The 11139-nt window shown below is 66.4% G+C and carries 5 protein-coding genes; 4 read left to right on the plus strand and 1 reads right to left on the minus strand.

Features of this window, described 5'->3' with window-relative positions; all coding sequences use genetic code 11:
* On the minus strand, positions 1 to 302 hold a 302-nt coding region (locus tag DMC18_RS12765), incomplete at its 3' end, for a hypothetical protein (RefSeq protein WP_199232568.1).
* Positions 303 to 656: 354 nt separating this feature from the next.
* On the opposite strand from DMC18_RS12765, the gene rpoB reads away from it, so the two are divergent.
* From rpoB to DMC18_RS12785, 4 genes are all read left to right on the plus strand, one after another.
* Positions 657 to 4727, plus strand: coding sequence for a DNA-directed RNA polymerase subunit beta (gene rpoB, locus DMC18_RS12770; protein WP_110121629.1), 4071 nt, complete (start codon positions 657 to 659; stop codon positions 4725 to 4727).
* A gap of 99 nt (positions 4728 to 4826) precedes the next feature.
* Positions 4827 to 9017, plus strand: coding sequence for a DNA-directed RNA polymerase subunit beta' (gene rpoC / locus DMC18_RS12775; RefSeq protein WP_110121628.1), 4191 nt, complete (start codon positions 4827 to 4829; stop codon positions 9015 to 9017).
* Positions 9018 to 9137: 120 nt separating this feature from the next.
* A complete protein-coding gene (locus DMC18_RS12780; protein ID WP_146218062.1) occupies positions 9138 to 9659 on the plus strand; it encodes a hypothetical protein in 522 nt (173 codons plus the stop codon).
* Positions 9660 to 9776: 117 nt separating this feature from the next.
* Positions 9777 to 11139 (plus strand): methyl-accepting chemotaxis protein (locus tag DMC18_RS12785; RefSeq protein ID WP_110132976.1); only part of this gene is annotated, 1363 nt, incomplete at its 3' end.

Raw genomic sequence — 11139 nt, forward strand, 5'->3', positions numbered from 1 at the left:
GCCAGGCGATGGGCGGCCTGGAAGGCGGTGAAGGCCTTGGGGAGCGCGCCGGCGCGCTCGTAGACGAAGCCCAGAAGCCGCAGGGCCAGGGGGCCGCCGTGCGGGGCCGCGGCCATGGCCCTCTTCTCGGCGGCCTGGAAATCGCCGGCCGCCAGGTCGGCGCTGGCGGCGATCATCAGCTTGCGCGGAACCGGCGAAACCTCGTCGATCCGGTCGGCGATCCGCTGCATCGGCGAGACCAGGGTGGTCGAGGCGTCGGGCGGGGTGGGGCGCCTGAGGGACGGCTGGGCGGCGGCGGGCATGGCGATCCTTCGTCCCCGGAAGGGGGCTGAGCGGGCGTATCCCTGCTGAAACGAAGCGACGCCGTCGAATGGGGCGCTATTTCCCCCTTTCCATCCGCGTTTCGATCCCCTATATCCGCCCGTTCACGAAGACATTTCGGCGGAGTGCGTCCACGCACGTCCGCTCTTCAACGCCCCGAGGCGCGATCAGCCGCCCTCCGATCCGCGCGAAGGGGCGCCCATCGAGCTTCCGGTCCCGGTCGCTCGCTAGGGGAATTCCAGCGTCCGACGTTCTCCGACCAGGGGAGCGGCGAGGGTGGACGCCGAGGCATTCGAATTCACGCGCGGATTCCGTCCGCGCCGCAGGGAAAAAACATGGCGCAATCCTTCACCGGCAAGAAGCGGATCCGGAAGTCTTTCGGCCGCATCCCCGAAGCTGTGCAGATGCCGAACCTCATCGAGGTTCAGCGCTCCTCCTACGAGCAGTTCCTTCAGCGCGAGGTCCGTCCGGGCCAGCGTCGCGACGAAGGCGTCGAGGCGGTCTTCAAGTCGGTGTTCCCGATCAAGGACTTCAACGAGCGCGCCGTGCTCGAATACGTCTCGTACGAATTCGAAGAGCCGAAGTACGACGTTGAAGAATGCATTCAGCGCGACATGACCTTCGCCGCGCCGCTGAAGGTCAAGCTGCGCCTGATCGTGTTCGAAACCGAAGAAGAAACCGGCGCCCGGTCCGTCAAGGACATCAAGGAGCAGGACGTCTACATGGGCGACATCCCGCTCATGACCGACAAGGGCACCTTCATCGTCAACGGCACCGAGCGCGTCATCGTCTCGCAGATGCACCGCTCGCCGGGCGTGTTCTTCGACCACGACAAGGGCAAGACCCACGCCTCGGGCAAGCTGCTGTTCGCCGCCCGCGTGATCCCGTACCGCGGCTCGTGGCTCGACTTCGAGTTCGACGCCAAGGACATCGTCTACGTCCGCATCGACCGCCGCCGCAAGCTGCCGGCCACGACCTTCCTCTATGCCCTGGGCATGGACGGCGAAGAGATCCTGACCACGTTCTACGACGTCGTCCCGTTCGAAAAGCGCGCGGGCGGCTGGGCCACCCCGTACAAGGCCGAGCGCTGGCGCGGCGTGAAGCCGGAAGTCGCCCTGGTCGACGCCGACACGGGTGAGGAAATCGCTCCGGCCGGCACCAAGATCAGCGCCCGCAACGCCAAGAAGTTCGCCGACGCCGGCCTGAAGACCCTGCTGCTCGGTCCGGAAGCCCTGACCGGCCGCTACCTGGCCCGCGACGCCGTCAACTTCGAGACCGGCGAGATCTACGCCGAAGCCGGCGACGAGCTGGACGTCCCGACGATCCAGGCCCTGGCCGACCAAGGCTTCGACACCATCGACGTGCTCGACATCGACCACGTCACGGTCGGCGCCTACATGCGCAACACCCTGCGCGTGGACAAGAACGCCGTCCGCGAAGACGCGCTGTTCGACATCTACCGCGTCATGCGTCCGGGCGAGCCGCCGACCGTCGAAGCCGCCGAAGCGATGTTCAAGTCGCTGTTCTTCGACGCCGAGCGCTACGACCTGTCGTCGGTCGGTCGCGTGAAGATGAACATGCGCCTCGAGCAGGAAGTCTCGGACGAAGTCCGCGTCCTGCGCAAGGAAGACGTCCTGGCCGTGCTGAAGCTGCTGGTCGGCCTGCGCGACGGCCGCGGCGAAATCGACGACATCGACAACCTCGGCAACCGCCGGGTGCGTTCGGTCGGCGAACTGCTGGAAAACCAATACCGCGTCGGCCTGCTCCGCATGGAACGGGCGATCAAGGAGCGCATGTCGTCGGTCGATATCGACACCGTCATGCCGCACGACCTGATCAACGCGAAGCCGGCGGCCGCCGCCGTCCGCGAATTCTTCGGCTCCTCGCAGCTGTCGCAGTTCATGGACCAGACGAACCCGCTGTCGGAAATCACCCACAAGCGTCGTCTCTCGGCCCTCGGCCCGGGCGGTCTGACCCGCGAACGCGCCGGCTTCGAAGTCCGCGACGTTCACCCGACCCACTACGGCCGGATCTGCCCGATTGAAACGCCGGAAGGCCCGAACATCGGTCTGATCAACTCGCTCGCCACCCACGCCCGCGTGAACAAGTACGGCTTCATCGAGAGCCCGTACCGTCGCGTGAAGGACGGCAAGCCGATGGACGAAGTCGTCTACATGTCGGCGATGGAGGAATCCAAGCACGTCATCGCCCAGTCGAACATCAAGGTCGTCGAAGGCGAGATCCTCGAAGACCTGGTTCCGGGCCGCATCAACGGCGAACCGACCCTCCTGCAAAAGGAGACGGTGGACCTGATGGACGTGTCGCCGCGCCAAGTCGTGTCGGTGGCCGCCGCCCTGATCCCGTTCCTGGAAAACGACGACGCCAACCGCGCCCTCATGGGTTCGAACATGCAGCGTCAGGCCGTGCCGCTCGTCCAGTCGGACGCCCCGCTCGTGGGCACCGGCATGGAAGCGGTCGTGGCTCGTGACTCGGGCGCCGTGGTCATCGCCAAGCGCACCGGCGTCGTCGAGCAGATCGACGGCACCCGTATCGTCGTGCGCGCCACCGAAGAAACCGACGCGGCCCGCTCGGGCGTCGACATCTACCGGATGTCGAAGTTCCAGCGCTCGAACCAGTCGACCTGCATCAACCAGCGTCCGCTGGTCCGCGTGGGCGACAAGATCAGCGCCGGCGACATCATCGCCGACGGTCCGTCGACGGAGCTGGGCGAACTGGCCCTGGGCCGCAACGCGCTCGTCGCGTTCATGCCCTGGAACGGCTACAACTTCGAAGACTCGATCCTGATCTCCGAGCGCATCGTCCGTGACGACGTCTTCACCTCGATCCACATCGAGGAATTCGAAGTCATGGCCCGCGACACCAAGCTCGGTCCGGAAGAAATCACCCGCGACATCCCGAACGTCGGCGAGGAAGCCCTGCGCAACCTCGACGAAGCCGGCATCGTGGCCATCGGCGCTGAAGTCCAGCCGGGCGACATCCTGGTCGGCAAGGTGACGCCGAAGGGCGAAAGCCCGATGACTCCGGAAGAGAAGCTGCTGCGCGCCATCTTCGGCGAGAAGGCTTCGGACGTCCGCGACACCAGCCTGCGCCTGCCCCCGGGCGTCGCCGGCACGATCGTCGACGTGCGCGTGTTCAACCGTCACGGCGTCGACAAGGACGAGCGCGCCCTGGCGATCGAACGCTCGGAAATCGACCGTCTGGGCAAGGACCGCGACGACGAGTTCGCGATCCTGAACCGCAACATCTCGGGCCGCCTGAAGGACCTGCTGATCGGCAAGAACGCGCTGTCGGGCCCCAAGGGCCTGTCGCGCGGCGAGATCACCGCTGAAGGCCTGGCCTCGGTGGCCTCGGGCCTGTGGTGGCAGATCGCGCTCGACGACGAGAAGGCGATGGGCGAACTGGAAAGCCTCCGCCGTCTGTTCGACGAGAACCGCAAGCGCCTCGACCGTCGTTTCGAAGACAAGGTCGACAAGCTGCAGCGCGGCGACGAACTGCCCCCGGGCGTCATGAAGATGGTCAAGGTCTTCGTGGCCGTGAAGCGCAAGCTTCAGCCGGGCGACAAGATGGCCGGCCGTCACGGCAACAAGGGCGTCATCTCGCGCATCCTGCCGATCGAGGACATGCCGTTCCTCGCCGACGGCACCCACGTGGACCTCGTGCTGAACCCGCTGGGCGTGCCTTCGCGCATGAACGTCGGTCAGATCTTCGAAACCCACCTGGGCTGGGCCTGCGCCAACCTCGGCAAGCAGATCACCGGTCTGCTCGAGGACTGGCAGCACGGCGGTCAGAAGGACGCCCTGGTCCAACGTCTGCGTGACGTCTACGGCCCGGACGAAGAGCTGCCGGACACCGAGGAAGACCTGGTCGAGCTGGCCAAGAACCTGGGCAAGGGCGTTCCGATCGCCACCCCGGTGTTCGACGGCGCTCGCATCGAGGACATCGAGAGCCATCTCGAAATGGCCGGCGTCAACGCGTCGGGTCAGTCGATCCTGTTCGACGGCACCACCGGCGAGCAGTTCAAGCGTCCGGTCACGGTCGGCTACATCTACATGCTGAAGCTGCACCACCTGGTCGACGACAAGATCCACGCCCGTTCGATCGGTCCGTACTCGCTGGTCACCCAGCAGCCGCTGGGCGGCAAGGCCCAGTTCGGCGGTCAGCGCTTCGGGGAAATGGAAGTGTGGGCTCTGGAAGCCTACGGCGCGGCCTACACCCTGCAGGAAATGCTGACGGTGAAGTCCGACGACGTGGCCGGCCGGACCAAGGTCTACGAGTCGATCGTCCGCGGCGACGACACGTTCGAAGCCGGTATCCCGGAAAGCTTCAACGTGCTGGTCAAGGAAATGCGCTCGCTCGGCCTGAACGTCGAGCTGGAGAACAGCTGATCCGGATCTCCCTCTCCCGCCTGAAGGCGGGGGAGGGGCCCTCCATCAGCCGCTCTCTGACTTAGAATTTTCGCGGGTAGTCCCGCAGAAGGAACCAAGATGAACCAGGAAGTCCTGAACATCTTCAATCCGGTCCAGGCCACGCCGACCTTCGACCAGATCCGCATCTCGCTCGCCTCGCCGGAAAAGATCCGCTCGTGGTCGTTCGGCGAGATCAAGAAGCCCGAGACCATCAACTACCGCACGTTCAAGCCCGAGCGTGACGGCCTGTTTTGCGCCCGTATCTTTGGCCCGACCAAGGACTACGAATGCCTGTGCGGCAAGTACAAGCGCATGAAGTACAAGGGCATCATCTGCGAAAAGTGCGGCGTGGAAGTCACCCTCGCCCGCGTTCGCCGTGAGCGCATGGGCCACATCGAGCTGGCCTCGCCGGTCGCCCACATCTGGTTCCTGAAGTCGCTGCCGTCGCGCATCGCCATGATGCTCGACATGCCGCTGAAGGACATCGAACGCGTCCTGTACTTCGAATACTACATCGTCACCGAGCCGGGCCTGACCCCGCTGAAGCAGCACCAGCTGCTGTCGGAAGACGACTACATCCGCGCTCAGGACGAGTACGGCGACGACAGCTTCACCGCCGAGATCGGCGCCGAGGCCGTCCAGAACCTGCTGAAGGCCATCGACCTCGAAAAAGAGGCCGAGCGTCTGCGCGAGGAACTGGCCGGCACCGTGTCGGACATGAAGCAGAAGAAGTTCAGCAAGCGCCTGAAGATCCTGGAAGCCTTCCAGGAGTCGGGCAACCGTCCCGAGTGGATGGTGCTGACGGTCGTTCCGGTCATCCCGCCGGAACTGCGCCCGCTGGTGCCGCTGGACGGCGGCCGCTTCGCCACGTCCGACCTGAACGACCTCTATCGCCGGGTCATCAACCGTAACAACCGCCTGAAGCGCCTGATCGAGCTGCGCGCGCCCGACATCATCATCCGCAACGAAAAGCGGATGCTGCAGGAGTCGGTCGACGCCCTGTTCGACAACGGCCGTCGCGGTCGCGTCATCACGGGCGCCAACAAGCGGCCCCTCAAGTCGCTGGCCGACATGCTGAAGGGCAAGCAAGGCCGCTTCCGTCAGAACCTGCTCGGCAAGCGCGTCGACTACTCGGGCCGTTCGGTCATCGTCGTGGGTCCGGACCTGAAGCTGCACGAGTGCGGCCTGCCCAAGAAGATGGCGCTCGAGCTGTTCAAGCCGTTCATCTACGCGCGCCTGGACGCCAAGGGCCTGTCGGGCACCGTCAAGCAGTCCAAGCGCATGGTCGAGCGCGAACAGCCCCAGGTGTGGGACATCCTCGAAGAGGTGATCCGCGAGCACCCGGTGCTGCTGAACCGCGCCCCGACGCTCCACCGTCTGGGCATCCAGGCGTTCGAGCCGAAGCTGATCGAGGGCAAGGCCATCCAGCTGCACCCGCTGGTCTGCGCCGCGTTCAACGCCGACTTCGACGGCGACCAGATGGCCGTGCACGTCCCGCTGAGCCTGGAAGCTCAGCTGGAAGCGCGCGTCCTGATGATGTCGACCAACAACATCCTGTCGCCCGCCAACGGTCGTCCGATCATCGTGCCGTCGCAGGACATCGTCCTGGGTCTGTACTACCTGTCGGTCGCTCGCGAAGGTGAGCCGGGCGAAGGCAAGATCTTCTCGGATCTGGGCGAAATCGAAGCGGCCATGGACGCCGGCGTCGTGTCGCTGCACGCCAAGATCAAGTCGCGCTTCACCGAAGTGGAAGCCGATGGCGTGGCGCGTCGCCGCGTGATCGACACCACCCCGGGCCGCATGAAGATCGCCGCCCTGCTGCCGCGCCACCCCGCGATCGGTCACCGACTGATCGAGAAGGCGCTGACCAAGAAGGAAATCGGCAATCTCATCGACATCGTCTACCGCCACTGCGGTCAGAAGGCGACGGTGATCTTCGCCGACCAGGTCATGGGTCTGGGCTTCAAGGAAGCCGCCAAGGCCGGCATCTCGTTCGGCAAGGACGACATCATCATTCCGAAGCGCAAGGAAGCGATCGTCGCCGAGACGCGCGCCCTGGCCGAGGAATATGAGCAGCAGTACGCCGACGGTCTGATCACCAAGGGTGAGAAGTACAACAAGGTCGTCGACGCCTGGGCCAAGGCCACAGATCGCGTCGCCGACGAGATGATGGCCGAGCTGCAGACCAAGCATAAGGACGAGAACGGCCGCGAGAAGGAAATCAACGCCATCTACATGATGGCCCACTCCGGCGCCCGTGGTTCGCAAGCCCAGATGAAGCAGCTGGGCGGCATGCGCGGCCTGATGGCCAAGCCCTCCGGCGAGATCATCGAGACCCCGATCGTCTCGAACTTCAAGGAAGGCCTGACCGTTCAGGAGTACTTCAACTCCACCCACGGCGCCCGTAAGGGTCTGGCCGACACCGCGCTGAAGACGGCCAACTCGGGTTACCTGACCCGTCGTCTGGTCGACGTCGCGCAGGACTGCATCATCGTCGAGGAAGACTGCGGCACCACGAAGGGCATCACCCTGCGCGCCGTGGTCGAAGGCGGCGACGTGCTGGTCTCGCTGGGCACCCGCGTCCTGGGCCGCTTCACGGCCGAGGACGTCAAGGATCCGGCGACTGGCGAGCTGGTCGCTCCGGCCGACACCTACATCGACGAGAACATGGCCGACGCCATCGAGGCGGCGGCTGTCCAGTCGGTGAAGGTCCGCTCGGTCCTGACCTGCGAAGCCAAGATCGGCGTCTGCGGCGCCTGCTACGGCCGCGACCTGGCCCGCGGCACCCCGGTCAACATCGGTGAAGCTGTCGGCGTCATCGCCGCCCAGTCGATCGGTGAGCCGGGCACGCAGCTGACCATGCGTACGTTCCACATCGGCGGCACGGCCCAGGTGGCCGAGCAGTCGTTCTTCGAAAGCAGCAACGACGGCGTGGTCCGCGTGACCGGCGCCACCGTGATCGGGTCGGACGGCCAGCTGGTCGTCATGAGCCGCAACACGGCCGTGAGCGTGCTGGTCGACGGCAAGGAACGCGAAAACTACAAGCCGCCTTACGGCGCTCGCCTGAAGATCAAGGACGGCGACACCGTCAAGCGCGGCCAGCGCCTGGCCGACTGGGACCCCTACACCACGCCGATCATCACCGAAGTCGGCGGCCGCATCCGCGCCGAAGACCTGGTGGACGGCTTCTCGGTCCGCGAAGAAGTCGACGAAGCGACGGGCATCGCCCAGCGCGTCATCGCCGACTGGCGCGCGTCGGCCCGCGGTTCGGACCTGCGTCCGGCCATGGGCGTGCTGGCCGAGGACGGCAGCTACAAGCGTCTGTCGAACGGCGGCGAGGCTCGTTACCTCCTGTCGGTCGGCGCCATTCTCTCGGTGGCCGACGGCGACGAAGTGAAGCCGGGTGAAGTCATCGCCCGTATCCCGACCGAAGGCGCCAAGACCCGGGACATCACCGGTGGTCTGCCGCGCGTCGCCGAACTCTTCGAAGCCCGCCGTCCGAAGGACTGCGCGGTCATCGCGGAAATGGACGGCCGTGTCGAATTCGGCAAGGATTACAAGAACAAGCGCCGCATCAAGATCACCCCGGAAGTCGACGCAGACGGCAACCAGGGCGAAGCGGTCGAGTTCCTGATCCCGAAGGGCAAGCACATCGCGGTGCATGATGGCGACTTCATCACGCGCGGCGAGTACATCATCGACGGCAACCCGGATCCGCACGACATCCTGCGCATCCTGGGCGTCGAGGCCCTGGCCAACTTCCTCGTCGACGAGATCCAGGAGGTCTATCGTCTGCAGGGCGTGCCGATCAACGACAAGCACATCGAGACGATCGTTCGTCAGATGCTGCAGAAGGTCGAGATCCTCGAGCCCGGCGACACCGGCCTTATCAAGGGCGACCACCTCGATAAGCCGGACTTCGACAAGGAACAGGAAAAGGCGATCGCCCGCGGCGGCCGTCCGGCTGTGACCCAGCCGGTGCTGCTCGGCATCACCAAGGCCTCGCTGCAGACCAAGAGCTTCATCTCGGCCGCGTCGTTCCAGGAAACGACCCGCGTCCTGACCGAAGCCTCGGTGCACGGCAAGACCGACACCCTGGAAGGCCTGAAGGAAAACGTCATCGTGGGTCGTCTGATCCCCGCTGGTACGGGTTCCTACCTGCGCAGCCTGCAGCGCGTCGCCGCCAAGCGCGACGAGCAGCTGGCCCAGCAGCGCGAAGAGGCGATGGAGCCGCTGCCGGCGGAAATCGCGCTCTCCGACGCCGAGTAATCGGCCAGGAGACAACCCCAAAGGTTGTGCTAGACAAGGAGCGGTCGGGGAAACCCGGCCGCTCTTTTGTTTTGCCGTAAGCCCCAGGGCAGGGGGCGGGCGCAGCGTCGGGGGACGTCGATGGTTCGCAGTGTTTGGGTCGCCGCCGCGTGCGTGGCGCTGTCCATGGCCGCCTGCGCGCCCAAGCCGGTCCCCGAGCCCAAGCCCTCCGACGACTTCGCCGCCGCCGACAAGGCCTTCGTCGACGAGACCACGAGCAAGATCGCCAAGAGCTTCGAGCGGCCGGAAATGGTGATGTTCCGCAACCCGGTGATCAGCCAGTCCGAGCGCGGCAAGGCCCTGTGCGTCGACGCCGCCGAGCCCGAACAGGCCTGGACCGGCATGATCGCGGTCAAGACGCCCGGCGCGGCCGGCTACATCATCCACCGCGCCGGCGACAACCTCTCGCCAAAGGCCCGCAAGCAGTGCCCGGCCTTGGTCCTGAAGTACATGGATGAGCCCAAGACCGATTGGTACGACGCCGAGGTGGCGATCACCCAGGCCGGCTGCGCCCATCTGGATCCGCGCTACTGGCGAGCCTGGAAGCGCTATTGCAACGGCGCCCTGACCACGCCCACGGCCAAGGCCACGCCGGCCGCGTGACGCAACCTCGAATAGAACGCGGGAATGTAAAAAGACTCGCGTTATTTCAGCGCGTTAAATGAAATTTCAGTCGCTACGGGCGAGAACAGGGCAAATTCCTCCCTTCGCCCGGACCCCATGCGCTCGGATATTTCCACCAAGGTCAGCCTGACCATCGCCGCCGCCTTCGCCGTCCTCCTGGCCGGCCTGCTGGGCGTCGTCGCCTGGAGCTCCCTCGGCTTCGCCAAGCGCCAGGCCGTGGCCCAGCAGGAAACCAGCATGCGCGTGGCCTGGGACGTCATCGGCCGCCAGGGCCAGGCGTTCCGCCGCGAGGGCGACCAGCTGTTCGTCGGCGACCACGCCCTGAACGGCGACCTGGCCGGCGTCGACCGGGTCAAGGCCCTGGCCGGGGGCGTGGCCACCGTGTTCATGGGCGACACCCGCATCACCACCAATGTCGAGAAGCCCGACGGTTCGCGCGCGGTCGGCACCACCCTGGCCAAGGGTCCGGTCTATGACGCCGTGCTCGGTCGCGGCGAGGCCTATCGCGGCGAGACCCAGATCCTCAAGCGCGCCTATTTCGTCGCCTACGACCCGATCAAGGACGCTTCGGGCCAGGTGATCGGCGTGATGTTCGTCGGCGTGCCCAAGGCCGACTATTTCGGCCCCGTCTATCGCCAGCTGGCCTGGCTGGGCGTGGCCGGCCTGGTGCTGGGTCTGGCCGGCGGCGTCGCCTCGGTCCTGACCGTGCGCCGCCAGCTGTCGCCGCTGAAGACCCTGCGCGAGGCCATGGCCCGGCTGATGAAGGGCGACCTGTCGGTGGCCCTGCCGTTCGCCGGCCGCCGCGACGACATCGGCCTGATGGCCGACGCGGTCCACGCCTTCCGCGACGACGCGGAGGCCAAACAGCGCATCGAGGCCGACGCCGCCAGTCACCGCGACCAGAGCGAGGCCGAGCGCGCCGCCGCCCAGGCCCGCGACGCCCGCGCCGCCCGCGAGCAGGGCGTGGTCGTCGACAGCCTGGCCCAGGGCCTGGAGCGCCTGTCGAACGGCGACCTCACTGTCCGCCTCGATCAGCCCTTCGCCCACGACTACGAGGGCCTGCGCCGCGACTTCAACCAGGCCGTCGAACGCCTGGAAACGGCCATGAGCGCCGTGGTCGACGCCGTCGGCGCCCTCAACACCGGGGCCGGCAATATCGCCGACGCCTCGTCCGACATCTCCGACCGCACCGAGCAGCAGGCCGCCAGCCTGGAAGAGACCGCCGCGGCCCTGGACGAAGTCACCGTCACCGTCCGCCGCACCGCCGAGGGCGCCCGCGGGGCCCACGAGGCCGTCCGCGAAGCCCAGGCCGAGGCCGGCCGTTCGCGCTCGGTGGTCCAGGACACCATCGCCGCCATCGGCGGGGTCGAGGCCTCGTCGCGCCAGGTCGGCCAGATCGTCGGCGTGATCGACGAGATCGCCTTCCAGACCAACCTCCTGGCGCTCAACGCCGGGGTGG

The sequence above is a fragment of the Caulobacter sp. D5 genome (assembly GCF_003185805.1).
GTDB lineage: Bacteria > Pseudomonadota > Alphaproteobacteria > Caulobacterales > Caulobacteraceae > Caulobacter.

What these genes read in the sequence shown, in the direction of transcription:
- rpoB (WP_110121629.1), top strand. Translation starts at nt 657, where the DNA reads ATGGCGCAATCCTTCACCGGCAAGAAGCGGATCCGGAAGTCTTTCGGC.
- rpoC (WP_110121628.1), top strand. Translation starts at nt 4,827, where the DNA reads ATGAACCAGGAAGTCCTGAACATCTTCAATCCGGTCCAGGCCACGCCG.
- DMC18_RS12780 (WP_146218062.1), top strand. Translation starts at nt 9,138, where the DNA reads ATGGTTCGCAGTGTTTGGGTCGCCGCCGCGTGCGTGGCGCTGTCCATG.